Source organism: Rhodoferax koreense (assembly GCF_001955695.1).
Classification (GTDB): Bacteria; Pseudomonadota; Gammaproteobacteria; order Burkholderiales; family Burkholderiaceae_C; genus Rhodoferax_B; species Rhodoferax_B koreensis.
The window spans coordinates 1,982,130-2,008,067 of sequence record NZ_CP019236.1; the positions used below are offsets into that span (position 1 = coordinate 1,982,130).

General features: G+C 66.2%; 25 protein-coding genes, 3 tRNA genes and 1 pseudogene. 12 read left to right on the plus strand and 17 right to left on the minus strand.

Going from position 1 to position 25,938, the window contains the following annotated elements:
- Nucleotides 1-18: 18 nt before the first annotated feature.
- The 4 genes from pepN to RD110_RS09205 all read right to left on the minus strand — a co-directional run bounded on the left by pepN (nt 19) and on the right by RD110_RS09205 (nt 5,483).
- A complete protein-coding gene (gene pepN, locus RD110_RS09190; RefSeq protein ID WP_076198776.1) occupies nt 19-2,712 on the minus strand; it encodes an aminopeptidase N in 2,694 nt (897 codons plus the stop codon).
- On the minus strand, nt 2,702-3,394 hold the full coding sequence (locus RD110_RS09195; RefSeq protein WP_076198778.1) for an HAD family hydrolase: 693 nt from the start codon (nt 3,392-3,394) through the stop codon (nt 2,702-2,704). Before RD110_RS09195 ends, pepN begins: the two co-directional genes overlap by 11 nt.
- Nucleotides 3,394-4,498, minus strand: a protein-coding gene (gene prfB / locus RD110_RS09200) for a peptide chain release factor 2 (protein ID WP_157900104.1) whose coding sequence is annotated in 2 segments (ribosomal slippage) — nt 3,394-4,416 and nt 4,418-4,498 — 1,104 coding nt in all. Because the reading frame shifts where the segments join, the coding sequence is not laid out codon by codon here. The genes RD110_RS09195 and prfB overlap by 1 nt, the downstream gene beginning before the upstream one ends.
- A 79-nt stretch (nt 4,499-4,577) precedes the next feature.
- Nucleotides 4,578-5,483, minus strand: coding sequence for an alpha/beta fold hydrolase (locus RD110_RS09205; protein ID WP_076204697.1), 906 nt, complete (start codon nt 5,481-5,483; stop codon nt 4,578-4,580).
- A 78-nt stretch (nt 5,484-5,561) separates the two neighbouring features.
- Between RD110_RS09205 and RD110_RS09210 the strand changes: the two genes are divergently transcribed.
- The 3 genes from RD110_RS09210 (at nt 5,562) to plsY (ending at nt 7,880) form a co-directional block, all read left to right on the plus strand.
- Nucleotides 5,562-6,626 carry an aldo/keto reductase gene (locus tag RD110_RS09210; protein WP_076198780.1) on the plus strand — a complete coding sequence of 355 codons (1,065 nt, stop codon included), beginning with the start codon at nt 5,562-5,564 and terminating at the stop codon, nt 6,624-6,626.
- Nucleotides 6,627-6,698: 72 nt separating this feature from the next.
- Nucleotides 6,699-7,190 carry an aminoacyl-tRNA deacylase gene (locus RD110_RS09215; protein ID WP_076198782.1) on the plus strand — a complete coding sequence of 164 codons (492 nt, stop codon included), beginning with the start codon at nt 6,699-6,701 and terminating at the stop codon, nt 7,188-7,190.
- 54 nt (nt 7,191-7,244) lie between these two features.
- The gene (gene plsY / locus RD110_RS09220) at nt 7,245-7,880 is read left to right on the plus strand and encodes a glycerol-3-phosphate 1-O-acyltransferase PlsY (protein WP_076204700.1); all 636 of its coding nucleotides are present in this window, start codon (nt 7,245-7,247) and stop codon (nt 7,878-7,880) included.
- A gap of 18 nt (nt 7,881-7,898) precedes the next feature.
- Here the strand turns inward: plsY and RD110_RS09225 are convergent, their stop codons facing one another.
- The 5 genes from RD110_RS09225 to RD110_RS09245 all read right to left on the minus strand — a co-directional run bounded on the left by RD110_RS09225 (nt 7,899) and on the right by RD110_RS09245 (nt 12,931).
- The gene (locus tag RD110_RS09225) at nt 7,899-9,167 is read right to left on the minus strand and encodes an OmpA family protein (RefSeq protein ID WP_204250044.1); all 1,269 of its coding nucleotides are present in this window, start codon (nt 9,165-9,167) and stop codon (nt 7,899-7,901) included.
- Complete coding sequence (locus RD110_RS09230; RefSeq protein WP_076198786.1) at nt 9,164-10,534, minus strand: ExeA family protein; 1,371 nt, start codon at nt 10,532-10,534, stop codon at nt 9,164-9,166. The genes RD110_RS09225 and RD110_RS09230 overlap by 4 nt, the downstream gene beginning before the upstream one ends.
- Nucleotides 10,535-10,678: 144 nt before the next feature.
- Entirely contained in the window at nt 10,679-11,692 is a 1,014-nt protein-coding gene (locus tag RD110_RS09235) for an HD-GYP domain-containing protein (RefSeq protein WP_338053088.1), read from the minus strand.
- A gap of 95 nt (nt 11,693-11,787) precedes the next feature.
- A complete protein-coding gene (locus RD110_RS09240; protein ID WP_076198788.1) occupies nt 11,788-12,435 on the minus strand; it encodes a retropepsin-like aspartic protease family protein in 648 nt (215 codons plus the stop codon).
- A 10-nt stretch (nt 12,436-12,445) separates the two neighbouring features.
- Entirely contained in the window at nt 12,446-12,931 is a 486-nt protein-coding gene (locus RD110_RS09245; protein ID WP_076198790.1) for a YajQ family cyclic di-GMP-binding protein, read from the minus strand.
- Nucleotides 12,932-13,059: 128 nt separating this feature from the next.
- On the opposite strand from RD110_RS09245, the gene murB reads away from it, so the two are divergent.
- Entirely contained in the window at nt 13,060-14,112 is a 1,053-nt protein-coding gene (gene murB / locus RD110_RS09250) for a UDP-N-acetylmuramate dehydrogenase (RefSeq protein ID WP_076198792.1), read from the plus strand.
- Between the two features lies 1 nt (nt 14,113).
- On the opposite strand, the gene argG is transcribed toward murB, so the two are convergent.
- Nucleotides 14,114-15,457, minus strand: coding sequence for an argininosuccinate synthase (gene argG / locus RD110_RS09255; RefSeq protein WP_076198794.1), 1,344 nt, complete (start codon nt 15,455-15,457; stop codon nt 14,114-14,116).
- A gap of 119 nt (nt 15,458-15,576) precedes the next feature.
- Nucleotides 15,577-15,933, minus strand: a complete 357-nt coding sequence (locus RD110_RS09260) for an ArsC family reductase (RefSeq protein ID WP_076198796.1) — start codon at nt 15,931-15,933, stop codon at nt 15,577-15,579.
- A gap of 55 nt (nt 15,934-15,988) precedes the next feature.
- Between RD110_RS09260 and folC the strand changes: the two genes are divergently transcribed.
- The 8 genes from folC to RD110_RS09300 all read left to right on the plus strand — a co-directional run bounded on the left by folC (nt 15,989) and on the right by RD110_RS09300 (nt 21,978).
- A complete protein-coding gene (gene folC, locus RD110_RS09265; protein ID WP_076198798.1) occupies nt 15,989-17,278 on the plus strand; it encodes a bifunctional tetrahydrofolate synthase/dihydrofolate synthase in 1,290 nt (429 codons plus the stop codon).
- A gap of 11 nt (nt 17,279-17,289) precedes the next feature.
- Nucleotides 17,290-18,084 (plus strand): SPOR domain-containing protein, encoded by a 795-nt coding sequence (locus RD110_RS09270; RefSeq protein WP_076198800.1) that lies wholly within the window; start codon nt 17,290-17,292, stop codon nt 18,082-18,084.
- Nucleotides 18,085-18,106: 22 nt separating this feature from the next.
- Nucleotides 18,107-18,589: a CvpA family protein gene (locus RD110_RS09275; RefSeq protein ID WP_076198802.1), complete on the plus strand. Its 483-nt coding sequence runs from the start codon at nt 18,107-18,109 to the stop codon at nt 18,587-18,589.
- 14 nt (nt 18,590-18,603) lie between these two features.
- On the plus strand, nt 18,604-20,136 hold the full coding sequence (gene purF / locus RD110_RS09280; RefSeq protein ID WP_076198804.1) for an amidophosphoribosyltransferase: 1,533 nt from the start codon (nt 18,604-18,606) through the stop codon (nt 20,134-20,136).
- 21 nt (nt 20,137-20,157) lie between these two features.
- A complete protein-coding gene (gene gltX / locus RD110_RS09285) occupies nt 20,158-21,546 on the plus strand; it encodes a glutamate--tRNA ligase (RefSeq protein ID WP_076198806.1) in 1,389 nt (462 codons plus the stop codon).
- A gap of 89 nt (nt 21,547-21,635) precedes the next feature.
- A tRNA-Ala gene (locus tag RD110_RS09290) sits at nt 21,636-21,711 on the plus strand.
- Between the two features lie 57 nt (nt 21,712-21,768).
- A tRNA-Glu gene (locus RD110_RS09295) sits at nt 21,769-21,844 on the plus strand.
- 57 nt (nt 21,845-21,901) lie between these two features.
- Nucleotides 21,902-21,978: transfer RNA gene (locus tag RD110_RS09300), tRNA-Asp, on the plus strand.
- 302 nt (nt 21,979-22,280) lie between these two features.
- Here RD110_RS09300 and RD110_RS09305 read toward each other — a convergent pair.
- From RD110_RS09305 to RD110_RS09330, 6 genes and pseudogenes are all read right to left on the minus strand, one after another.
- Nucleotides 22,281-22,598 carry a TolC family protein gene (locus RD110_RS09305; protein WP_076198808.1) on the minus strand — a complete coding sequence of 106 codons (318 nt, stop codon included), beginning with the start codon at nt 22,596-22,598 and terminating at the stop codon, nt 22,281-22,283.
- Nucleotides 22,599-22,840: 242 nt separating this feature from the next.
- A complete protein-coding gene (locus RD110_RS28240) occupies nt 22,841-23,092 on the minus strand; it encodes a hypothetical protein (protein WP_162277354.1) in 252 nt (83 codons plus the stop codon).
- Nucleotides 23,068-23,217 (minus strand): annotated as a pseudogene (locus tag RD110_RS09315) (transposase); the annotation flags it as partial. The pseudogene RD110_RS09315 and the gene RD110_RS28240, both read right to left, overlap by 25 nt.
- A gap of 116 nt (nt 23,218-23,333) precedes the next feature.
- Complete coding sequence (locus RD110_RS09320; RefSeq protein WP_076198814.1) at nt 23,334-23,624, minus strand: DUF1330 domain-containing protein; 291 nt, start codon at nt 23,622-23,624, stop codon at nt 23,334-23,336.
- Between the two features lie 95 nt (nt 23,625-23,719).
- Nucleotides 23,720-24,859 (minus strand): iron-containing alcohol dehydrogenase, encoded by a 1,140-nt coding sequence (locus tag RD110_RS09325; protein WP_076204706.1) that lies wholly within the window; start codon nt 24,857-24,859, stop codon nt 23,720-23,722.
- A 119-nt stretch (nt 24,860-24,978) separates the two neighbouring features.
- A complete protein-coding gene (locus tag RD110_RS09330; RefSeq protein WP_076198816.1) occupies nt 24,979-25,905 on the minus strand; it encodes a LysR family transcriptional regulator in 927 nt (308 codons plus the stop codon).
- Nucleotides 25,906-25,938 lie beyond the last annotated feature (33 nt).

Consider the following 25,938-nt stretch of genomic DNA (forward strand, 5'->3'; position numbering starts at 1 on the left):
TCCGTTCCAAAGTTGAAATCAATCGGCCAGGGCGCGCGTCACGACTTCGCGCACGTCGTTGCTCAGGTCGGCCTTGGCGGCGACGCGCACCAGGGCCTCGCGCGCCGCGCTGCGGTAGGGTTCGGTGAGCTTCTTCCAGCGGTCCAGCGCGCGGGCCAGGCGGGCGGCGACCTGCGGGTTGATGCCGTCGAGCTCGATCACGCGGTCGCTCCAGAACACATAACCCGCGGCATCGGGCCGGTGGAAGGCGCCGGGGTTGGCGCTGCAGTAGCTGAAGATCACGCTGCGCGCGCGGTTGGGATTGCGCAGGTTGAAGTCCGGGTGTTTCATCAACTGGCGCACGGCCGGCAGGATGTTGCCCGCGCGGTCGGGCGCGCCGGCCTGCAGCGCGAACCATTTGTCGAGCACCAGGGCCTCGTCCTTGAACATGGCGTGGAAGCGGGGCAGGGCCTGGGCGGCGAGCGCGTGGTCGCTGGCCACCAGGGCGGCCAGCGCGTTGAAGCGGTCCGTCATGTTGCCCGCGTCCTTGAAACGCTGGTAGGCCTTGCCGGGCCAGACCACATCGCCCGTGGTGCGAGCGGCCAGGCACAGGTGCGTGAGCGCCATGCCGGCCAGGGCGCGGCGGCCGCTCGAGAGCGGGTCGGGCTGGTAGGCGCCGTTGTCGGCATGGGCGTCGAAGGCCCAGGCCCAGTCGTCGGTCAGCGCCACCGCGAGCTGGCCGCGCATGGCCTCGCGTACGGCGTGGATGCGCTGCGGATCGACCACGTCGAGCTGTTCGGCGATGTAGGTCTCCGACGGCAGCGTCAGCACCAGTTCCTTGAAGGCCGCGTCGAGTGTCGGGTGCCGCAACACGCTGCGCATCGCGTCGATGTAGGCCGTGTTCAGTGGCTGCAGCGGGGCCGGGTCGGCCACGGCGGCAATCGCCTTGAGCGCCGAACGCACGGCCAGCCGCTGGCCGGCTTCCCAACGGTTGAATGGGTCGATGTCATTGGCCAGCAGCGTCAGCAGCTGTTCGTCGGAGTAGTCGAACTCGAGCACCACCGGCGCGCTGAAGCCGCGCAGGATCGACGGCACGGGCTCGGCATCGATGTCCACGAAGGTCAGGGTTTCGCTGGCCTGGGTCATCACGAAGGTGTAGGGCGAGGGCACGGTGTTGCCATCCATGGTGCGCAGCGCGAGTTCGCGGCCATCGGCCCCCACCAGGCCGAGGCTGACCGGGATCACGAACGGCTCCTTCACGGCCTGGCCCGGCGTGGGCGCGCAGCTCTGGCCCAGTGTCAGCGTGTAGGTGCGCGCGGCGGCATCGAAGCTGCCGCTGGCATGGACACGTGGCGTGCCGGCCTGGCTGTACCAGCGCTTGAACTGCGGCAAGAGGCGCGCCAGATCGGAATCGGGGTTCGCGTCGGCGATGGCCTGCGCGAAGTCGTCGCAGGTCACGGCCTGGCCGTCGAAACGCTCGAAATACAGCGTCATGCCCTTGGCGAAGCCTTCGCGTCCCACCAGCGTCTGCATCATGCGAACGACTTCGGCGCCTTTTTCGTAGATGGTGACGGTGTAGAAGTTGTTGATCTCGATGTAGCTGTCGGGCCGCACCGGATGCGCCATCGGGCCGGCGTCCTCGGGGAACTGCGCGGTGCGCAGCACACGCACGTCCTCGATGCGCTTGACCGCGCGGGCCGACGGCTCGCGGCACAGGTCCTGGCTGAATTCCTGATCGCGGAACACCGTCAGGCCTTCCTTCAGGCTCAGCTGGAACCAGTCGCGGCAGGTCACGCGGTTGCCGGTCCAGTTGTGGAAATATTCGTGGCCCACCACCGACTCGATGTTGCTGTAGTCGGTGTCGGTGGCGGTGGCCTGGTTCGCCAACACGTATTTGGTGTTGAAGATGTTCAGGCCCTTGTTCTCCATCGCGCCCATGTTGAAGTCGCTGGTGGCGACGATCATGAAGCGCTCCAGGTCCAGCGGCAGGCCGAAGCGGGCTTCGTCCCAGGCGACCGAGGCCATCAGCGAATTCATCGCGTGTTCGGTCTTGTCCAGGTCGCCGGGGCGCACGAAGACCTGCAATAGATGCTCGCGGCCGTTGCGTGCCGTGATGCGCTGCTCGCGGCCCACGAGTTGGCCCGCCACCAGCGCGAACAGGTAGCTCGGCTTTTTGAACGGGTCAACCCACTTGGCGAAGTGGCGGCCGTCGTCGAGCGTGCCTTGCTCGACCAGGTTGCCGTTGGACAGCAGCACCGGGTACTTGGCCTTGTCGGCGCGCAGCGTCACGGTGTAGCTGGCCATCACGTCGGGCCGGTCCAGGAAATAGGTGATGCGGCGGAAGCCCTCGGCCTCGCACTGCGTGAAGAACGAGTCGTTGCTCACGTACAGGCCCATGAGCTTGGTGTTCTTCGCCGGGCAGCAGGTGGTGAAGATTTCCAGGTCGAAGGCGCCGTCTTCCGCGGCGGGCAGGTTTTCCAGCACGAGCTGGTTGCCGTCCATCTTGAACGACGCGCCCTGGCCGTTGACCAGCACGCGGGCCAGGTTCAGTTCCTCGCCATCCAGGCGCAGCGGCTGGGCCGGCACGTCGGCGTTGCGGCGCAGGCGCATCTTGTTGAGCACGCGGGTCTTGGCCGGGTCGAGGTCGAAACAGAGTTCGACAGTGTCGATCCAGAAAGCCGGGGCGGTGTAGTCCGCCCGGTGGATGGCCGAATGTTGTCCTTCACGCGTCATTGAGGTGCTCCAGAAAATTCGTTTGGATGAGTTCGTTGTAGTCGCGCACGCAGGTGATCACGTGGGTGCCGGCCAGGGCTGAAGCGGTGTTGGTCGTGCAGATGCCGACCGCGCGCATGCCGGCGCGGCGCGCCGCTTCGATGCCGAACGGCGCGTCCTCGAACACGATGCAGCGTTCGGGCGCCACGCCCATGCGCTCGGCCACGGCCAGGAAGATGGCCGGCGTGGGCTTGCCCGACAGGCCTTCGTCGCCGCGCGCGATGGCGTCGGGCGCCGGGTTCATGCGCAGATGGCCCATGGCGAATTCGACATTGTGGATGTCGCCCGCCGTGCCGACGCCGACCTTCAGCCCGCGTGCGCGGGTGGCGGCATAAAACGCACTGAAGCCGGCCACCTCCTGGAAGATCGGGCCGAAGATGTCGCGGTACAGCTGTTCCTTCTCGTGCACCAGCGCCCAGGCGGTGGCCTCGTCCATGTCGGGCTGGTCGAGGATCAGCCGCACGCATTCGAGGCCGGTGCGGCCCGTGGTGCGGCGCATCAGCTCGGCGATGTCCATGGCCACCTCATGCTTGCGCGCGAAGTCGAGCCAGGTGGAGCTGTGGTGCGGCATCGAGTCGATCATGGTGCCGTCCATGTCGAAAATGATAGCGTCCACCGCCCGTATTTCCTGCGCCGGAGCCATTAAACGCCCTGCTTCAAAGAGGCTTCGATGAAGATGTCCAGGTCACCATCGAGCACCTTCTGCGTGGCCGAGACTTCGACGTTGGTGCGCAGGTCCTTGATGCGGCTGTTGTCCAGCACGTAGCTGCGGATCTGGTGGCCCCAGCCCACGTCGGTCTTGGTGTCTTCGAGCTTCTGCTGCGCTTCCTGCTGCTTGCGCAGTTCGAAGTCGTACAGCCGGCTGCGCAGGCGTTTCCAGGCCACGTCGCGGTTGCTGTGCTGGCTGCGGCCGTCCTGGCACTGCACCACGATGCCGGTCGGAATGTGCGTCAGGCGCACGGCCGAATCGGTCTTGTTGATGTGCTGGCCGCCGGCGCCGCTGGCGCGGAAGGTGTCGGTGCGCACGTCGGCGGGGTTGATCTCAATCTCGATCGAGTCGTCGATTTCCGGGTACACGAACACACTCGCGAAGCTGGTGTGGCGGCCGCCCGAGCTGTCGAAGGGGCTCTTGCGCACGAGGCGGTGCACGCCTGTTTCGGTGCGCAGCAGGCCGAAGGCGTATTCGCCCTCGACCTTGATCGTGGCGCCCTTGATGCCAGCGGTGTCGCCGTCGGAAATGTCTTCCACCGTGGCCGTGAAGCCCTTGCGTTCGGCGTAGCGAAGGTACTGGCGCAGCAGCATGCTGGCCCAGTCGCAGGCTTCCGTGCCACCGGCGCCGGCCTGGATGTCCAGGAAGCAGGGCAGCGGGTCGGCCGGGTTGTTGAACATGCGGCGGAATTCCAGCGCTTCCACTTCCGTGGCGAGCTTGGCGGTCTCGGCCTCGATGGTGGCCAGGCCGTCATCGTCGCCTTCTTCCTTCGACATTTCGAAGAGCTCGGTGTTGTCGGCCAGCTCGCTCTGCAGCTTGGACAGCGACAGCACCACGGCGTCGAGCGACTTCTTTTCCTTGCCCAGTTCCTGGGCTTTCTTCGGATCGTTCCAGACGCTCGGGTCTTCCAGCGAGGCGTTGACGGTCCTCAGGCGTTCGGCTTTGGCATCGTAGTCAAAGATACCTCCGTAAATCTTCCGTGCGCGCGCTCAGCGAGACGAGTTGATTGCCGATGGTGTTGACGCGTTCTGCTTCCATGATGTGCTTTCTGAAGGGGGGAGCCGGACCACCGATGGTCCAGGCGAATCCGCTATTTTCTCACGCCCTTCAAGTGCGTTTACGCCTGCAGGAAATCCTCGATCAGCCGGGCCAGCGCTTCGGGCTGGTCGTGGTGCAGCATGTGGCCGGTGTCGGGCAGGGTGACGGTGCGCACGTTGGGCACCAGCTTGAGCCGTTCGTGGAACTCGGGCAGGCTGTACTGGCCCGGCCAGTAGCGCGCGAAGGTGTCGTCGGCCGCGTCGACGGCCAGTGTCGGCGCCTGGATGCGCTGGTACATCGCCAGCACCTCGTCGAGTCGGGTGAGCTGGGCGAACACGATCTTGTGCGCCGGGTCGCCCAGGATCTGCCAGTTACCCTGAGCGTCGGGCCGCGCCCAGTGCCGGGCCAGCCAGGCCGCGCGGTCGGGCGCCAGCCGCGGATTGGTCTTCATGAGTCGGCGCGCCACGCCGTCGGCGTCCGGATAACCCTTCAAGGCCTTGTCACCCCGGTGGAAGGCCTTGAGCTCGTCGATCCAGCGCGCGTAGCGGCCCGGCGCCTGGGCCGCGCGGTTCTGCGGGCCGCCGAAGCCTTCCAGGTTGACCAGCCGGCGGATGCGCTCGGGCCGCACGCCCGCGTATTGCATCACCACGTTGCCGCCCATGCTGTGGCCGACGAGGTCGACCGGGGTGTCGCCCGCATAGTGGTCGAGCAGGAAGTCGAGATCCGCCAGGTAGTCGGGAAACCAGTAGTTGTCCACCGCCGGGCCGGTGGTCAGGCCGAAGCCGCGCCAGTCGGGCGCGATCACATGGCGGTCGGCGGCCAGCGCATCGACCACGAACTGGTAACTCGCGCCCACGTCCATCCAGCCGTGCACCATCACCAGCGGCGGCACGCCGGGCCGCGGTTCGCCCCACACGTAGGCATGGTAGGTGTGCTGGCGCACGGGCACATATTCGCTGCGGAAGTTTCGGCGGGTCGTGTACATGCGGGCGATCATACGGAGCCCGGCGCGTTCACGAAGTAAACCGTAAACTCGCCCGTTTCCCATGGGAGAGTTTTTGTGATGAACCAAATCCAGCTGGGCCAAAGCGAGTTGCGCGTGACCCCGATCTGCCTGGGCACCATGACCTTCGGCGAACAGGTCGACGAGGCCACCGCGCACGCCATCCTCGACCGCTCGCTCGAGCGCGGCGTGAATTTCCTCGACACCGCCGAGATGTATTCGGTGCCGGCCCGTGCCGAAACCTACGGCCACACCGAGACCATCCTCGGCAACTGGTTCGCCAAACGCCCGGGTGCGCGCGAAAAGATCGTGCTGGCCAGCAAGGTCGCCGGCCCGGCGCGCGGCATGAACTGGGTGCGCAATGGCAGCACCGACCTCACTGGCGCGGAGATCATCGGCGCCTGCAACGACAGCCTGAAGCGACTGCAGACGGATGTCATCGACCTCTATCAGATCCACTGGCCCGCCCGCCATGTGCCGGCCTTCGGCAACGTGTATTTCGACCCCGAGAAAGACCTGCCCGTGGCGCCGATCCACGAGCAGCTCGACGCCATGGCCACGCTGGTCAAGGCCGGCAAGATCCGCGCGATCGGTCTGTCCAACGAGACGCCCTACGGCGTGCACGAGTTCGTTCGCCTGGCCGAACAGCACGGCCTGCCGCGCGTGGCCACGGTGCAGAACCCCTATTGCCTGATCAACCGCACGGTGGAAAACGGCCTGGACGAAACCATGTACCGCCTGGGCGTTTCGCTGCTGGCCTATTCGCCGCTGGGCTTCGGCCTGTTGACCGGCAAGTACGATGCCTCGGGCACGACCGGCCCCGACGCACCCGCCAACGCCCGCATCGGCCGCTACGAGTCCGTGCGCAAGCAGCGCTGGGGCCGCCACGAAGCGCTGGTCGCCGCGCGCCGCTACAACGCGCTGGCGCGCGAGCACGGCCTCACGCCGACGCAGCTCGCGCTGGCCTTCTGCTACACCAAGTGGCAGGTGGCGAGCACCATCATCGGCGTGACCACGGTCGCCCAGCTCGACGAAGACCTCGACGCCTGGGGTACGACGCTGTCGCCCGAGGTGCTGGCGGCGGTCGACGCGATCCGCTGGGAAATCCGCGACCCGGCACTTTAAGCGAACATTACTATTGATTTGATAGCTACTCGCGCTGACTTAGCTTGCGCGAGAGGTTGATTTGGTTCATCAATGGCAAAGTCAGGGCACATCTCCGAAACGCCGGCCACGCAGTTCCTGCGTGCGAACGGCGTGGCTTTCACCGAGCACCCCTACGCCTACGTGGAACACGGTGGCGCCCAGCACAGCGCCGAAGTGCTGGGGCTGGACCCGTTCACCGTGGTCAAGACGCTGGTGATGGAAGACGAGCGCGCCAGGCCGCTGATCGTGCTGATGCATGGCAACCGCGCCGTGTCGCTGAAGAACCTGGCACGGCAGATCGGCTGCAAGTCGGTCGTGCCGTGCAGGCCCGAGGTGGCGAACCGGCACAGCGGCTACCTGGTGGGCGGCACCTCGCCGTTCGCCACGCGCAAAGCCATGCCGGTCTACGTGGAGGCGGCGATCCTCGCGCTGCCGCGCATCGCCATCAACGGCGGGCGGCGCGGCTACCTGGTCGGGCTCGATCCGCAGGTGTTGACAAGCTTGCTGGACGCGAAGCCCGTCGACTGCGCTTTACCGCTGTAGATGCCGGAACAGGTCTGCGCGGCTGGCAAAATGCGCCACCGTTTGGAGACTTTCTTGGACATCATCTACCCCATCCTGGCCACGCTGGCCGCCTACCTGCTCGGCTCGTTGTCGTTCGCCGTGATCGTGAGCCGCGTCATGGGGCTGAGCGATCCGCGCACCTTCGGCAGCAAGAACCCCGGTGCCACCAACGTGCTGCGCTCCGGCAGCAAGAAGGCTGCCGTCATCACGCTGCTGCTCGACGGCCTCAAGGGCTGGCTGCCGGTGGCGTTGGTCGGCTGGTATGGCAAGCGTTACGGCCTGGAGGAGGGCACGCAGGCGCTGGTCGGGCTGGCGGCTTTCCTGGGCCACCTGTACCCGGTGTTCTTCCGCTTCCAGGGCGGCAAGGGCGTGGCCACGGCGCTGGGCGTGCTGTTCGGCGTGCACTGGCTGCTGGGGCTGGCCACGGTGCTGACCTGGCTCATCATCGCGGTGTTCTTCCGCTATTCGTCGCTGGCTTCGCTGGTGTCGGCCGTGTTCGCGCCGGTGTTCTACCTGCTGGTCAGCGGTGTGGCCTGGTACAGCGACACGCGCATCACGTTGGCGATCTGCGTGATGAGCCTGCTGCTGTTCTACCGCCACCGCGAGAACATCGCGCGCCTGCTGGCGGGCAAGGAGTCGCGGTTGGGCGGGGGCAAGAAGAGCGCTTGAGGTAGAGCGCCCCGAGCGTCACAGTGCCGCGCAGTCGGCGACCTTGAATTCGACGCGGCGGTCGATCGCATCGCGCGCGTCGTCGCTGCCGCTGCCGACGATGTTTTCCGACCAGCCCTTGCCGCTGGCCCGAAGGCGGCCCGCCAATCGCGGCTGCTGGGCCAGCAGGGTCTGACGTACGCGTTCGCTGCGGGCCAGCGACAGGCCCAGGTTGAAGGCTTCCGTGCCACTGCGGCTGGTGTGGCCGGCAATCTCCAGGCAGGTGGGCGCTGCGGCCGCCTGGGTCGAAATCTCCTGCAGCCAGAAGCCGTAGGCACCGCTCACCGCCGGATCGGCCCAGAACTCGGTCTGACCGGGTGTGAACAGCAGCTTGACCGCGAGCCGGCGGCTGGCCAGGCCCATGGCGACCACGCGCTTGAAGGCCTGCTTCGCCGCCTCGGGCTGGCCGAGCTTGAGGTAGCTCAGGTATTCCCCGTTGGCCGCGCGCAGGGCTTGCTCGGGCGACTTGGCGGCCACTTCCTGGAACAGGTTCAGCGCCTTCGGATAATGGCCCGAGGCATAAGCCTGTTGCGCCTGCTCCAGCCTGGCCAGGCCAAGCGCGTCCTGCACCGAAGGCCCATCGATGGCGGTATGCATGGGCGCGCTGAAGAGGGTCGACCGGCCTTCGGCGGCGGACTGGTTGATCAGCACCGGGCTTTCGGCGTCGAACGGGCTCGGGTTGGCGTCGGCCGCCTGGGTGCGCAAGGGGCTTTGCCAGCGCGCGACGACGTTGCGCGTCTTGAGGTCGAGCAGGACCAGGGTCAGCATCAGCGGTGGATTCGGGTTGCCTCCGGCCGCGTTGGGCCGGCCGGCGGGCGACGCGGACTGGTCGCGTGAGACGAAAGGGATCAGGCTGGCGCTGAGCAGCAGGTCGGCCTGGTCGTCCGCGCTGCCGAGCGTGGCCGGCACCAGCCTGATCCCGGGCAGGATCTGCTCGATGTGCTGTGCCACCACCTGCCGGACCCTGACGGCCGCCACCGTCTGTCGCCAGCCGAAGGCGGCACCCTGGGCCGTGCTGGCCGTGCTCAAGTCGACGAAAGGACCCAACGCCAGCCGTTGCGCCGGCCAGCGCGGTCGGAAAGGGGCCTTGCCGCGCCACTGGCCCGCCAAGGCGTCGGTGGCCTCGAACACGTCCTGCTCGAAGGGACTGGCGGGCGGGCGGGGCGGTGGGCTGGTGCAGGCGGCCAGCATCAGGAGCAGCAGCAGCCCGAGCGTCGTCAGCCAGTTGCGGGAAAGCTTGGTATTCATCGGCATGTGGATTCCAGGGTGCGTTGTTGGCGCGCCGTCAGCGGTTCGCCCAACGACAGCTGGGTGAGCAGATGGCCGCAGTTCGGGCTTTCGGTTTTGGTTGGTGGCTCCGGTGCCGCCGGGTGGCGGTTGGCGGCGAGACGGGTCGGGGGCGGCACCGGCCGCGCCGGTTGCCGTTGCGCCGGTGGCGTCGGCGGTGCGGACTCGGGTGGCTGGCTTGTCCTGGGGGGTGGCGGGGTGGTGGCTTCCGTGGCGGCCTCTGCTCCTGCCTGGGCTCCCGTTCCAGCGGGCGGCGCCGCGGCGGGCAGTGCACTCGCCGAAACGGCCGCAGGCACTGGCAACGGCGCGCGGATGGCCAGCGGCACAGCCTCGTGCCGTAGCCACAAGGCCGCGCCTGCGGCAAGTGTCAGCAGCATCAGCACGATGGAGAGCGGCAGGGTGCGGGAGGTTCGCGCAGTGACCGGCGCCTGCGCCGGCTGTGTTGGCTGCACGGGTGGCGACGGGGGGACCGGCGGTGGCAGGTCGGCCGGGGCCGTCGGCTCGAGGACCTCGGCGTGGAAGCCGAGTTCGTCGGCCTGTTCCGCCACCGCCTGCACGTCGATCGGCCGGTCCTCGTCGAGCAGGATCGAAGTCTGCAGCAATTGTTTGCACAACAGCTTGATCTGGCCCGGCCGGCCCTGGGCGCGGGCGTGGATTGCGGCCACGACCGGCGCGGACAAGGTCAGCCTGCCGGGCGACGGCAAGGCGGCCAGGCGTTGGGCGATGAAGGCGGCGGATTCCTGGGGCTGGAATGCGGACAGCGCAAACTGCGGGCCGATGTCGGCGGCGGCGCCTGGCGATGCGAGCGCGGCCAGACGTTCGAGCAGCGGCGGTCGGCCTGCGAGCAGCATCCGCAGCAGCGGACGGCCGTCCTGTTGCAAGCGGCTCAGCGCGAGCAATGGCCCAAGGGCGTCCAGCGGGAGATGCTGTGCTTCGTCCACGACCAGCAGGCTCGCTTCGCCGGCGGCGGCCCAGTGCCGCAGCCGGCTTTCGGTCCAGGCCACGGCCGCGCTGCCGTGCGTCGGCGTGTCGGCCGGCATGCCGAACGCGTAGGCCATCGAGCGCAGGATTTCCGCGCCATCCATCGAGGTGTAGGCCAGTTGCGCGAGGTGCGGCCAGCGGCCGGGCATGTCCAGCAGGACACGTTGCAGCAACAAGGTCTTGCCGGCACCCGCGGCGCCGGTGAGAACCACCACGCCACGGCCCGCTTCGAGGCTGCGGCGCAGGCCGTGGCGCACGAGCTCGCTGGCCGGTGTGGGTAAGTATTGGGCGGGATCAGGCTGCCAATCGAAGACGCTGCCCAATTCGCCGAGCAGTTCAAGGTCCATTGGCGTGGCCAAGCATCGTTCGTAGTCCGCTGGATATGCGTGCAGTCATCTGCATACAGTCTAACGATCAATCAACGCGACATTGGCTGGTGCACAAACACTTTCACATCTTCAAATCGTCACATCGCGGTGTGACGTTGCGCCTCAGGCCGTCTTGTCGGCCTGGATGCCCTGGCGCAGCAGGCTCTGGTGGTTGATGCGGATCTTGATCGCGTCCTGCGTGAGGGCGGCCTGGATCAGCGGGCTGCTGGTGGCCGTGCGATGCAGTCGCGGCGGGCTCAGGGTATCGCCGGCGCGGTTGAGGACGGTCGCCACCAGCGGATGGTTGGGCGTTGCGCTGCGGCGCAGCACCACCGCCACGTCGCCGTTGTCCATTCGCACGTAGGTGCCGGGCGGGCAGAGCCCGGTGGCCCGCACCAGCGCGAAGCCGACCGGGTCGCGCGTGCCCGATGGGCCATTGGCGGCCGCCATGATGGAGCGCACGGATTCGGTGGCGGTGCGGCCGGCGCGGGTCTTGCGCGGGCTGATCATCGCGGCATAACGGTCCACGGTGCGCAGGATGTGGGCCAGCCGGTCCACCGGCGCCCACTGCATGAGTTCGCCCTCGGCCAGTGGCAGCACATCGTGGTGGGCCGCCACGACGTTCACCCACAGGCTGTCCTCGACGCCCACGTCGATCAGCATCAGCCGGCCGGAGAAGGCATGCGCCTGGATGCTGGCCTGCTGTTGCGGATTCGGCTTTTCGGCCTGCGCGGCGAGCTCGTCCTGCAGCCGCGTCATGGCGATGTTCATGGTCATGGCGGCGAGGACGAGGCTGTCGCGCTCCTCGCGCGGCAGTTGCAGTTCGGCGGCCGTGAGGTGGCAGATCACGGCACTGACCAGCGCGTGCAAGGCGCTGTAGCCCACCGAGGCGTTGGTGGCGAGCTGGAACAGCAGGTACAGGCCGGTGTCGGTATCCTGGCGCAGCAGGTCCTGCATCCAGCGGTCGTACTGGCGCAGCTTGCGTTCGAAGTCGGGAATGATCAACGGATTGCCGAGGACCATGGCCAGCCCGGATTCAAGGTCGGCCCACAGGCTCAGCAAGTCTTCGTAATCGGCGTCCTGCGGGTGAGGCAATGTCGTGGGCTGCATGGCGGAATCGGCTGTCTTCGGTTTCAACGGGTCGGTGGGCTGAGGGTGGCGGAATGGACCGTCGCAATCCGGACGGTGTAACAAAAAGAATCAAATTCGGCGCGGCGCCATTCTGCGCTCTTTCAGTACCGTCGCTCGAGCACCATCTGGTCGTTGAGCCGTGTCATCTGGAATTGTGTGAGAAAGTTGTTGCCCAGCAGCACGAATGGCATTGACGCCGGCGTGACCACCGCTTCGAGTTCGGTGAGCTGGACGTCCCCGACGCGCACGGCCGCCAGCCGCACGCGCCAGCCCGGCGTGCTGCCGTTGGCCGTGGACATGGTCATCGGCAGGCCCTTGCGGTAGTCGATGCCCAGGCGCTCGGCCTCGGCCGCGCTCAGGCTGATGTAGCTCGCGCCGGTGTCCACCATGAACTGCATCGCCTGGTTGTTGATGCGGCCGGCGGTGAAGAAATGGCCGCGGCTGTCGGCGGTGAGCACGATGCGGTTGCCGCCGGCCGCGCCCTTGGCGCCGACCTGCGTGGGCGAGTCGCCCATCCTGAGCGTGACACGCTGGCCGCCGACATCCACCACCGCAGATTCTCCGGCCACCGACAGCACCTTCACGCCCAGGTAGCTCTCGCCAGCGGCGACGCTGCGCGGCGGCTTGCCGTCGACCAGCAGCAAGGCCTTGCTGCCCAGGATGCCGGTCAGTACCACGCTTTGCGCCTGCGCGACGCCGCACAGTGCTGCCAGGGCGACGGCGAGCAGACGATGGCGCGTCGAGGGCATGGCGCCTCGTTCAGTCGCGGAAGTTGTCGAAGCTCAGCGGCAGTTCGGTCATTTCCTTGCGGATCAGCGCCATGGCGGCCTGCAGGTCGTCGCGCTTGGCGCCGGTGACGCGCACCGCATCGCCCTGGATCGCGGCCTGCACCTTGAGCTTGCTTTCCTTGATGATCTTCTGGATCTTCTTCGCGGCTTCGGTCTCGATGCCGTTGCGCACCTTGAAGACCTGCTTGACCTTGTCGCCGCCCATCTTCTGCACGTCGCCCTTGTCGAGGAACTTCACGTCGACATTGCGCTTGGTGAGCTTGTTGTGCAGCACGTCCTCGATCTGCGAGAGCTGGAAGTCGGCGTCGCCGATCAGCGTGATTTCCTTGTCCTTCAGCTCGACGGCCGCCGAAGTGCCCTTGAAGTCGAAGCGGGTGGCGATTTCTTTCTGCGTGTTCTCGACGGCATTCTTGACCTCGACAAGGTTGGCTTCGCAGACGGTGTCAAAAGTTGGCATGGTGAAAGTTTTCTCTAAATCGGCAGCCCGGCCTGTGCAGGCTGCGCCTTGGGGATTGCGGGGCCGGCAACAGGCGTGGCCCGGCCCGGTCTGACTTGGCAAAAGGAGCCCGGTGCGACAATCCAGCCATGTTAATCGAGAAAAATGTCCCGCTGCGGCCGTACAACAGCTTTGGCATCGTGGCGCGTGCGCAGACCCTGCTGCGCGTGACCGGCGAGGCCGATCTGCGGCAGCTCGCCGAGGACAGGCAGCTCGCCGCCGCACCCAAGTTCGTGCTCGGCGGCGGCAGCAACATCGTGCTCACCGGCGACGTCAAGCCGGTGGTGCTGAAGGTCGAAGTGATGGGCCGGCGCCTGGTGTCGCAGGACGACAAGGCCTGGATCGTCGAGGCCGGCGGCGGCGAGAACTGGCACGAGATCGTGCGCTGGACGCTGGCGCAAGGCTACCCGGGGCTGGAGAACCTGGCCCTGATTCCCGGCACCGTGGGCGCCTCGCCGGTGCAGAACATCGGCGCCTACGGCGTCGAGCTGCAGGACCGCTTCGACTCGCTCGACGCGGTGGACCTGGCCACCGGCCGCGTGTTCACGCTCGACGCGGCACAGTGTGCTTTCGGTTACCGCGATTCGGTGTTCAAGCACGTGGCCGCCGAGCCGGGTGGGTTCGGCCTCGCGGGCAAAGTGTTGATCCTGCGCGTGCGCTTTCGCCTGCCGAAAGCCTGGAAGCCCGTCCTGGGCTATCTCGATCTGGAGAAGAAGATGGCCGCCACCGGCGAGCAGCATCCTTCGGCGCAGCAGATCTTCGACTGGATCTGCGACATCCGCCGCGCCAAGCTGCCCGATCCGCGGGTCATCGGCAACGCCGGCAGTTTCTTCAAGAACCCCACGGTCAGCCGCGAGCAGTGCGCCGACATCATCGCGCGCGACCCGAAGGTGGTGCACTACCTGCTGGCCGACGGCACGGTGAAGCTGGCGGCCGGCTGGCTCATCGACGCCTGCGGCTGGAAGGGCAAGTCGGTGGGCAATGCCGGCGTGTTCGAGAAACAGGCGCTGGTGCTGGTGAACCGCGGCGGCGACGCGAACCCGGTCACCGGCGGCGAGGTGATGACGCTGGCCAGGGCGATCCAGACCAGCGTCTACGAGCGGTTCGGCATCCGGCTGGAGCCGGAACCGGTGGTGGTCTAGCTTACGCCTCGTCCTTCTTGCCACCAATCTTGGCCAGCGCGGAGCCGCCACCGAGCGACAGCAAGCCGCTGCGGCTGTAGATCGCCAGCTTCTCGCGCGTGTCCACGATGTCCAGGTTGCGCATCGTCAGCTGGCCGATGCGGTCCAGCGGTGTGAACGCGCCTTCGACCTTTTCCATGCTCAGGCGTTCGGGCTGGTAGGTGAGATTCGGGCTTTCGGTGTTGAGCAGCGAATAGTCGTTGCCGCGGCGCAGTTCCAGCGTCACTTCGCCGGTCACGGCGCGCGCCACCCAGCGCTGGGCGGTCTCGCGCAGCATGATGGCCTGCGGGTCGAACCAGCGGCCCTGGTAGAGCAGGCGGCCGAGCTTCAGGCCGTTCATGCGGTACTGCTCGATGGTGTCTTCGTTGTGGATGCCGGTCACCAGCCGTTCGTAGGCAATGTGCAGCAGCGCCAGGCCCGGGGCTTCGTAGATGCCGCGGCTCTTGGCTTCGATGATGCGGTTCTCGATCTGGTCGCTCATGCCCAGGCCGTGGCGGCCGCCGATGCGGTTGGCTTCCAGGATCAATGCCACCGGGTCGTTGAAGCTCACGCCGTTCAACGCCACGGGCTGGCCTTCCTCGAAACGCACACTGACCTCTTCGGCCTTGACCGCGACTTCTTCCTTCCAGAACGCCACGCCCATGATCGGGTTCACGATCTTGATGCCGCTGTTCAGGTGCTCCAGGTCCTTGGCCTCGTGCGTGGCGCCGAGCATGTTGGAGTCGGTGGAATAGGCCTTCTCGGCCGACATCTTGTAGCCGAAACCGGCCTTGGTCATGAAGGCCGACATTTCCGCGCGGCCGCCGAGTTCGTCGATGAACAATTGGTCGAGCCAGGGCTTGTAGATCTTCAGGCTCGGGTTGGTCAGCAGGCCGTAGCGGTAGAAGCGCTCGATGTCGTTGCCCTTGTAGGTGCTGCCGTCGCCCCAGATGTTGACGTCGTCTTCCTTCATCGCCGCCACCAGCATGGTGCCGGTCACGGCGCGGCCCAGCGGCGTGGTGTTGAAGTAGGTGATGCCGCCGGTGGAGATGTGGAAAGCACCGGCCTGCAGCGCGGCGATGCCCTCGGTGGCGAGTTGCGAGCGGCAGTCGATCAGGCGCGCCTGTTCGGCGCCGTATTGCATGGCCTTGCGCGGGATTTCCTCGTAGTCGGGCTCGTCGGGCTGGCCGAGGTTGGCGGTGTACGCGTAGGGCAGGGCGCCCTTCTGTTTCATCCAGTGCAGGGCCGCGCTGGTGTCGAGGCCGCCGGAGAAGGCGATGCCGACTTTTTGGCCGGCGGGAACGTGCTGGAGGATGGTGGCGGACATGGAATTTCCTGAAAGAACGAAGGCCTAAAAGCTGGTAGCCGGATGCGCGCGCGGGCCGGTGCCGGCGTCGCATGAACAGAAGATGCAACGCGGGATTTTAGTGCCGCATTGAGTTGCCGCTAGGCCCGAGGTTGCCAGGCTTCGGTGTCGAAACCCACGGTCGTGTCCTGACCGGCGTGCGCGGCCCAGTCCACCACCGGGCGCTTCACCACACTCGGCTGGGCCAGCATCAAGGCCTTGGCGCTGGCCGCATCGACCACGGCCGCCTGCGTTGCGGCATCGAGCTTGCGCCAGGTCGTGCCCTTGCGGTTCACGAGCTTTTCCCAGCCCACGGCCGCGATCCAGGCGTCCAGCGCCTCGGCCGGCACGCCGGATTTCTTGAAGTCGTGGAACTGGTAGGCAATGTGTTGGGTGTCGAGCCAGGTACGCGCCTTTTTCACCGTGTCGCAGTTGGGGATGCCGTAGAGGATGGTCATGCGGGAATTATCGCAAGCCGGCCGGCAGGGGCAGCCATTCCGCGACAATCGCCGCATGGAAACCTTGAACGACTGGCTGGCCCACTGCGAGCAACTGCATTCGAAGAACATCGACATGGGCCTGGACCGGGTCAAGGCCGTGGCCGACCGCATGGGCCTGGCCTTCCAATGCCCCGTGATCACCGTGGCCGGCACCAATGGCAAGGGTTCGACCTGCGCGATGCTGGAAGCCGTGGCGCTGCAGGCCGGTTACCGCACCGGCGTCTACACCTCGCCGCACCTGGTGCATTTTGAGGAGCGCTGCCGCATCCACGGTGAAATCGTTGGTGCTTCAGATTTGATAGCGCACTTCGCAGAAGTGGAGCGCGCCAGGGGTGATATTTCTCTCACGTATTTCGAATTCACCACACTCGCCATTCTGGGCCTGATGGCGGCTTCGAACCTGGACGTGGCCATTCTGGAGATCGGCCTGGGCGGGCGGCTGGACGCGGTCAACATCATCGATGCCGACTGCGCCGTCATCACCAGCATCGATCTGGACCACATGGAACTGCTCGGCCCCGACCGCGAGACCATCGGCTTCGAGAAGGCCGGCATCATGCGCCGGGGCCGCCCGGTGGTGGTCAGCGATCCGGTGCCGCCGAAAAGCGTGATCGAACACGCGAAAAAGCTAGGTGCGGATTTGTGGCGGCTGGGCGAGGATTTCAATTTCTCGGGCGACCAGCAGCAGTGGAGCTGGGCGGGAAGAGGGCGGCGTTACAGCGGCCTGGCCTATCCCGGCCTGCGCGGCGCGAACCAGCTGGTCAATGCCGCCGGCGTGCTGGCTGCGCTGACCGCGCTGCGCGACAGGCTGCCGGTCACGGCCCAGGCCGTGCGCAACGGCATGGCCATGGTCGAGCTGCCCGGCCGTTTCCAGATCGTGCCGGGCCAGCCCACGCTGGTGCTCGACGTGGCGCACAACGCGCATGCCGTGGCCGCGCTGACCGTCAACCTCGATGCGATGGGCTTCTTCCCGACCACGCACGCGGTCTTCGGCGCCATGGCCGACAAGGACCTCGCGCCGATGTTCGAGCGCATCGGCCCGCTGATCGACCGCTGGTACTTCACCGACCTGCCCACGCCGCGTGCGGAGACGGCCGAGCGGCTGCAGGAGCGTTGGGAGGCGCAGAACAAGCGCAAGGATGCCTCGAGCACGGTGGCCCCGGGCCCGGCTCAGGCTCTGCAGGCGGCGGTGGCCGTGGCCGACCCCGCTGATAGAATCGTGGTCTTTGGCTCGTTCTTCACAGTCGGCGGCGTCCTCCAGGACGGCATCCCCCGGCTTTACGCCAAACACCTCGGCCCCTGAGTCTTTACCGCATGGCTTTTTTCAAGTTTCGTTCTCGTGGCCAGAAGGGCGAAGACGCTTCGTCCGGCCCCACGGAGACCATCGAGGGCATGCGCCGTCGTGCCAAGCATCGTCTCATCGGTGCGGCCATCCTGGTGTTGCTGGGGGTGATCGGTTTCCCGCTGCTGTTCGACAGCCAGCCCCGGCCGATCCCGGTCAATATCGCCATCGACATTCCCGACAAGGGCAAGGCCAAGCCGATCGGCATCGGCGCGGCCGGCCCGGTCGTCAAGCTGGACAAGCCCGCGGAAACCACCGATCCGGCACCGGTTGCCGCCGCGCCGGCCGCATCTTCCACGGCCTCCGCCAACAACAAGGTGCCCGCAGCGGCCAGCCTCGATTCCAAGGAGGAAGTGGTCGCCTCCAAGGCCGAGCCAGCGACGCCGACGGTGCCGAAGCCCGAGAAGCCCGCGCCGGTGAAGCCCGAGCCGCATCCCGAACCCAAGCCCGAGCCGAAACCCGTGGCCAAGGCCGACGAGAGTGGCGCGCGCGCCAAGGCCCTGCTCGAAGGCAAGGATGCGCCGTCCGCCTCCGCCGACGCGCGCTTCGTGGTCCAGGTCGGCGCGTTTTCCGATGCCGCCAAGGCCCGTGAGGCGCGGCAGAAGGTCGAGCGCGCCGGCCTCAAGACCTACACCCAGGTGGTCGACACCAAGGATGGCCCGCGCACCCGGGTGCGCGTGGGGCCGTTCGCCAACAAGGCGGAGGCCGACAAGGCGGCCTCCAAGATCAAGGGACTGGAATTGTCGGCATCCATCCTCACCTTGTGACCAAGGTCTGAGAGAGCTGGCCATGGCGGCGTTGGACTGGATCTTGCTCGCGGTGCTGTGCGCGTCGACCTTGCTCGGTGCCTGGCGCGGCCTGGTTTTCGAAGTGTTGTCGGTGCTGGGCTGGCTTGCGGCCTTTGTGCTGGCCCAGTGGTTCGCGCCCGAAGTGGCGGCCCGCCTGCCGATGGGGCAGGCGTCGGAGACGATGCGTTTTGCCGCCGGTTTCGTGCTGGTGTTCGTGGTCGCGGCTTTTGCCGGCGGACTGGTGGCCTCATTGATCAAAAGGCTGGTGCAGGCCGTGGGCCTGCGACCGGTGGACCGGGTGCTGGGCATGGTGTTCGGTGCCTTGCGCGGCGTGATCCTGCTGCTGGTGGCTGCGGCGGTGGTGCGGCTGATGTCGCTCGACGGCAGCGCCTGGTGGCAGGAGTCCAGGGTCGCCGCGCTGCTGGCCGAGACGCTGCACACGGTGCGGCCGATGTTGCCCGAAGAATTTGCCAAGTTTTTGTAAACCAGGATCAGACTATGTGTGGAATCGTCGGTGTTGTCAGCAATGCCCCTGTGAACCAGCTCATTTACGACGCCCTGCTGCTGTTGCAGCACCGCGGCCAGGATGCGGCCGGCATCGTCACGCAGCAGGAACGCAAGTTCTTCATGCACAAGGCCAAGGGCATGGTGCGCGACGTGTTCCGCACGCGCAACATGCGTGCGCTGCCCGGCCACTGCGGCCTGGGCCAGGTGCGCTACCCCACGGCGGGCAATGCCTACAGCGAGGAAGAGGCGCAGCCGTTCTATGTGAATGCGCCCTTCGGCATCGTGCTGGTGCACAACGGCAACCTCACCAATGCCCATGCACTGAAGAGTGAACTCTTCACCACCGACCACCGCCACATCAACACCGAGAGCGATTCCGAAGTGCTGCTCAACGTGCTCGCGCACGAGATGGAGAAATCCACGCGCGGCCTGCCGCTCACGCCGATGGACGTGTTCGCCGCCGTGCGCAACGTGCACCGCCGCGTGAAGGGTTCGTATGCCGTGATCGCCTCCATCGCCGGCCACGGCCTGTTGGCCTTCCGCGACCCGTTCGGCATCCGCCCGCTGTGCATCGGCCGCGCCAATGACGGCAAGGGCACGGTGATGCTGGCCAGCGAATCGGTGGTGCTCGAAGGCACGGCCCACACGCTGGACCGCAATCTCGCGCCAGGCGAAGCGGTGTTCGTCGACCTCGAAGGCAAGGTCCACACGCAACAGTGCGCCGACACGCCGACGCTGAACCCCTGCATCTTCGAATACGTCTACCTGGCCCGGCCCGACTCGGTGATGGATGGCATCTCGGTCTACCAGGCCCGGCTGAATCTCGGCGAAACCCTGGCCAAACGCGTGATCTCCACCGTGCCGCCGAAGGACATCGACGTGGTGATCCCGATCCCCGAGTCCAGCCGGCCGAGCGCCATGCAGCTCGCGCAATTGCTGGGCCTGCCGTACCGCGAGGGCTTCGTGAAGAATCGCTACGTGGGCCGCACTTTCATCATGCCGGGCCACGAAGTGCGCAAGAAGTCCGTGCGCCAGAAGCTCAATGTGATCGGCAGCGAATTCAAGGGCCGCAACGTGCTGCTGGTGGATGACTCCATCGTGCGTGGCACCACCTCCAGGGAAATCGTGCAGATGGCGCGCGACGCCGGCGCGCGCAAGGTGTATCTCGCCAGCGCCGCGCCACCGGTGCGCTACCCCAACGTGTACGGCATCGACATGCCCACCAAGGACGAACTCGTGGCCCATGGGCGCAGCGTCGAGGAGATCCGCGAACTCATCGGCTGCGACGCGTTGATCTACCAGGATGTCGAAGGCATGAAGCGCGCCATCTCCGCCGCGGTCACCGACATCGGTTCTTCCGGCGTGGCCATCACGGGTTTCGATGCCTCGTGTTTCGACGGCGTCTACGTCACCGGCGACATCACCTTCGACGACATCCAGCGCCTGAACGAAGGCCGCTCCAGCGCGGGCGAGCCGGAGGAAGACACCTCGCGCCTCGCTTTGCCCAACGCCCAGACCGCCTGAAGTTTGCTGCCCCCGATAGCCATGACCGTCAAGACCCGCACCCGTTTCGCCCCGTCGCCCACCGGCTTCATTCACCTGGGCAACATCCGCTCGGCGCTGTATCCGTGGGCGTTCGCACGCTCCACCGGCGGCGACTTCATCCTGCGCATCGAAGACACCGACGTCGAACGCTCGAGCCAGGCCGCCGTGGACGTGATCCTCGAAGGCATGGCCTGGCTGGGCCTGGACCACGACGAGGGCCCGTTCTACCAGATGCAGCGCATGGACCGCTACAAGACCGTGCTGGCCGAGCTGCAGGCCGCGGGCCAGGTCTATCCCTGCTACATGTCGATGACCGAGCTCGACGCATTGCGCGAGAAGCAGATGGCCGCCAAGGAAAAGCCGCGCTACGACGGCACCTGGCGCCCCGCGCCCGGCAAGACCCTGCCGCCGGTGCCCGAGGGTGTGCAGCCGGTGCTGCGATTCATGAACCCGCAGGGCGGCGTGGTGGCCTGGGACGACAAGGTCAAGGGCCGCATCGAGATCGCCAACGACGAACTCGACGACCTAGTGATTGCGCGGCCCGACGGCACGCCGACGTACAACTTCTGCGTGGTGGTGGACGATGTCGACATGGCCATCACCCACGTGATCCGCGGCGACGACCACGTGAACAACACGCCGCGCCAGATCAACATCTTCAAGGCGCTCGGCAAGGAGCCGCCGGTCTATGCGCATCTGCCGACCGTGCTCAACGAGCAGGGCGAGAAGATGAGCAAGCGCAACGGCGCCAAGCCCGTCACGCAGTACCGCGAAGAGGGCTATCTGCCCGAGGCCATGGTGAATTACCTCGCGCGCCTGGGCTGGAGCCACGGCGACGACGAGATCTTCAGCCGCGCGCAATTCCTGCAATGGTTCAATCTCGACCACCTGGGCCGCAGCGCGGCGCAGTTCGACGAGGCCAAGCTGCGCTGGGTCAATGCCCAGCACCTGAAGGCCATGGACGACGATGCGCTCGAGCCGCTGGTGGCGGCGCAGCTCGACAAACGCGGCATTGAAAGCGACGCTCGCCTGCCGGCCATCTGCGGCCTGCTGAAAGACCGTTGCGATACCACGGTGGTGCTCGCCGATTGGGCCGCGCGGTTCTACACCGCGGTGGAAGCGCCAGTGGAAGAGCGTGCCCAGCATCTCGTGCCGGCCGTGTTGCCCGCCCTGGATACACTGGCCGGGAAGTTCGCCGCCATCGAATGGAGCAAGCCGGCGATCGCCGCCGCCATCAAGGAAACGCTGGCCGCACACGGCCTGAAGATGCCTCAGTTGGCCATGCCGGTGCGGGTGTTGACCGTCGGTACGGCGCACACGCCTTCGGTCGATGCGGTGCTCGAATTGATCGGAAGAGAAAAAGTTTTGGCGAGATTGCGAAATCGCTGAAAACCTGTCTATAATTCGAGGCTCAGCAGTTGACGACATGAAGACAGCGCAAAACGATGAGTTAAGCGCAGAAGATGTTGAAGACCGTGGGGGGTATAGCTCAGCTGGGAGAGCGCTTGCATGGCATGCAAGAGGTCAGCGGTTCGATCCCGCTTACCTCCACCACGAAACTGAACGGTAACGAATTTGGCAACGCAAGTTGCCACGGAGTTCCAAGGTCATGACCCTATCGTCTAGAGGCCTAGGACACTACCCTTTCACGGTAGGTACCGGGGTTCGAATCCCCGTAGGGTCGCCAAGTTGTAGCGCTTGGATGTGAAGCACAGCAGTGTTTCGTATCGAAAGCTATCTACCAGGAGTGGTAGTTCAGTTGGTTAGAATACCGGCCTGTCACGCCGGGGGTCGCGGGTTCGAGTCCCGTCCACTCCGCCAGCCAGTAAGGGTTTGCTGCTATGAAAATAGTAGCAAGCCCTTTTTTTATATTCCAAATTTGGAATACTGCCCGCGAAGAGGCATGGTGCGAGGACAGCCGGGCAGGGTTTTCTGGCCATGTTAAATAACTCCCGTCGCCTGCAATAAGCTCAATCAGCTACCTCTGCCGCAGCTACGTCGCCGTCCAGAACCCTATGGTGCCCAGGATAACCAGCAGCTACAGACGTGCATTGCGCCACGCAGCCAGTGCCGTCATTTGCTATTGGCGTGCCATGGTCGCCTCGCGCTGGGCAGCTTGCCAATTAGGGATGTCGATGGCGCCGGCCAGGTACCGCGTCCGGGCGGCGGCAATGGCCCTTTACCAGCTCGGCGCGGGCTGCCACGGCGTTGGTTTCGGCTTCGACCGTTTTGTAGGCGCGCCAGACCTCGAACGCGATCCGCGACTCGGCCGCCGCGGCATCGGCCTCACGCGCCTGCAGGCCGGCCAACTGCTCGTGGATGCGGTAGCTGCGGCCGAAACCATCGAACAGCGGGATCGACAGTATCAAGGCCACCAATTGCTCGGGGCTTTGCGAGCCGGTCAGCGCGGTGTTGGGCCGGGCCGTTGCAGTAGTTGCCATAGGACAGGCCGAGGCCGGCCCAGCAGCGCGAGCTGCTCCACCAGCCCGGCCCCACGTGCGGGCGCGGGGGGGGCTGGTGCACAGCGCGAGCGAAACGCGCGGTCCAGGGTCAGCGGCTCGCCTGCCGTGCCCAGTTGCGCACCGGCCTGCATAGCGCTCGCGACACCGGCGGGATCGGTGCGCTGGCGGTCAGGCTGCTCTCCGGCGAAGCCAGGCGCATCATGCCCCGAGGGGCGATTTGCCTACCGCACCGGCTTGGCCGTGCGGGTCCGTCGGCGGTCATACACCTGCCGTACTATCCGTTCGCTCGTGTGCAGGGTCGCGTCCAGAACGTCCTCGGCCCCGTCCTCCAACTTGTCGCTGACCCCTTTAGGTCGCAAGTCTTGCAGCGAAAATCGTTTGAAAGCCACCTCACGTTTTTCGGCTTCGGCAGCGCATGCGTCCATCAATACCTTGAGCACCGATTTCCATCCTCCCTTGGTGTAGCGATCCACTTATGCAGCACGTTCTCGTGCACGTCCAGATCTCGCGCAGCCTGTGCGACTGATACCCGTCGTTCCTTGACCAGCCTCACGGCCTCAAGCTTGAACTCCCGTCTAAATTGCCTTCTCGTTCCCATATCCACTCTCCGGTTTCACTTCCCACCTTAACAAGCTGTCCATGAAACCGGCAGCAGCCCAGAGCCACGTTTCGGCAGTTGGGGTAACCCAGCAAGTGTTTAGGTCAACAACACCTCTAGGTACCGGCAACGATTCGAATGTCGCGATCTGCGCCGTCGCCGAGCGCGGCCAGTGCAGCTTGGTAGGCAGGGCTGTCATGAGCAGCCACAGCCTGTTCCACGGTTTCGAATTCAAGCACCACAGTGCGCTCCATCATTCCGAGTTCGTACACCGTTGACGGGGCGCCACGTGCGATGAAGCGGCCTCCGGCTGCTGTGAGAGCGGGGCCCGCGAGCTTGGCATATGCCGCCACCTTCTCGCTGTCCTTGACTGCGCGGTAAGTAGTGACCCAATAGGCTTTCGACATATTTGTCTCTCCGGTCAAAGTTGTGTTGTTGCGCCAAGCATCCCCACTGCGGGGCTATCCTGCCGCTGCTTTTCGAAGATGCTCCAGCGGCTTCCTTACATGCTGGCTTCGAGCATCGCTTCGTAATCGGTGTCGGATGCGACGCGCGGATTGGTCCGGTGGCTGTGGTCCTTCAGGGCGCCGCGGATGATGTCGGGGAACATCGCGCGTGTCACGCCGAGTTGGTCCAGGCCGGTCGGCAACCCGAGCCGCTCGGTCATGGCGCGCACGGCCGTCCCCACCTCGGTCCCGTTGCCAAGGCCCATGGCCTGGGCCAGGCGGTCGAGCTTGTGCTCCTCGCGCACCGAAGGGGCCGATTGGTTGAACGCGATCACGGCCGGCAGGAAGATCGCGTTCAGCGTGCCGTGGTGCAAGCGTGGATTGATGCCGCCGAGCGAGTGGCTCAGGCTGTGCACGCACCCGAGTCCTTTCTGGAATGCCAGAGCGCCTTGCATCGACGCACTCATCATGTTCAGCCGCGCACCGCGGTCATCGCCCTGGCGCGTGGCGCGCTCGATGTGGCGCCAGCCGCGCCACAGCCCGTCGAGCGCGATGCCGTCCGCGGGCGGATTGAAGGCGGGCGACAGGAAGGTTTCGATGCAATGGGCGATGGCATCCATGCCCGTGGCCGCCGTCAGCGCCGGCGGCAGGCCCATGGTCAGTGCCGGGTCGCAGATCGCGACCCGGGGCACGACGAAGGGCGAGATCACGCCGACCTTGCGGCCGTCGTCGAGGATGAGGATCGCACCCCGGCCGACCTCGCTGCCGGTGCCGGCGGTGGTCGGGACAGCGATGACGGGGGCGGTGCGGGAGGTGATGCGATCGGCCCCGCCTTCGATCACGGCAAAGCTTTGCAGCGGGCCTTCGTGTGTTGCGCAGACGGCCACGCCTTTGGCGAGGTCGATGGACGAGCCGCCGCCCACGGCGATGATGCCATCGCAATCGCCCTTGAGGTACGCGCCCACCGCCTCGCGCACGGCGGCCTCGTTCGGGTTTGGCGGTGTGCCGTCGTAGAGCGCCACGGTGCCTGCCGCCCCAAGCGCATCCAGCACGGTGTCGACGATGCCGGCCGCCTTGACGCCGCGGTCCGTCACGATGAGCGGGCGGCGGATGCCGACGCGTTCGCACGTTGCTCCGAGCAGGCCGATGGCGCCGAACTCGAACTGGATCTGGGTGACGTAGTTGATGAGGGCCATGGCGATGAGCTCCGAAATGAGCAAATGTTATAGCACAAGCGAACCGCGATCAACGTCTCTGGTGGCTTCAAGTCCCTTTCGCCAAGGCCTGGCGAGGCAACGAACGTTCGATCCGAGGCTCAGGACCGGCGATGCATCAGTTCGTCGAACAGCAGTTTGGCGGCGGGCGAAACCTGCGCTCCCTTGCGCGTGACGAGCTCATAGGGCTCGCTGCGCGACGACAGCGCCAGCGGCAGGATGCACGACATCTGCTGGTGCGCGAAGAACTGCGCGACCTCGATCGACACCAAGGCCACGAAGGACGGATTGGCCTGCAGCAGCGCCAGCGTCGCAAAGGCGGAGGTCGTCTCGAGCAGGTGCTGCGGAAAGCGGATCCCGCAGTCGCGGAACTCGGCTTCGAGCAGGAGCCGCATCGGCATGTTCGCGCGGTACACCACCCATCGGTACGGCGCCAGCTGTTGCAGGGTGAGCTTCTTCGCGCGCCGAAGGGGGTGGCCGATGTTGGCGATCACCGCGAGCGTCTCATCCTGGAGTTTCACGCTCTCGTAGACCTGCGGCGCCTGCGGGATGGATGTGCGGCAGATCGCCAGGTCGAGCCGGCCGGCGTCGAGTTGGGCCAGCAGGGTGGCGCTGGTGTCCTCGACGATCTCCACGGACAACTCCGGCTGCCGCGCAACGAGCGCGGAGATGGCATCCGTGAGCAGCGGCACCGCGCCCATGATGACCCCGGCGCTCACCCGCCCGCCCTGGCCACGCAAGATGCCGACGAGTTCGTCGCGCAGGTGCGCCAGGTCCGTCTGGATGAGCCGCGCATAGCGGATCACGCAATGGCCGACGGCATTGGGCTCGAGGCCTCGGTTGGTGCGAATGAACAGTGGCGTGCCGAAGGTTGTCTCGATCTCCTGCAGCGACTTGCTCGCGCCCGGCTGCGTCAGGGCGACCTGTTGCGAGGCCTTCAGCAGCGAGCCGTGCTCGCCCAGCGCAACGACGAGTCGTAGCTGCTTGAGGTGGAGCCTCGAGATGATGGAGTGGAGCGGTGGGGTCATGGCTTGGATTGAGGGAATGTTATACCGGAATCA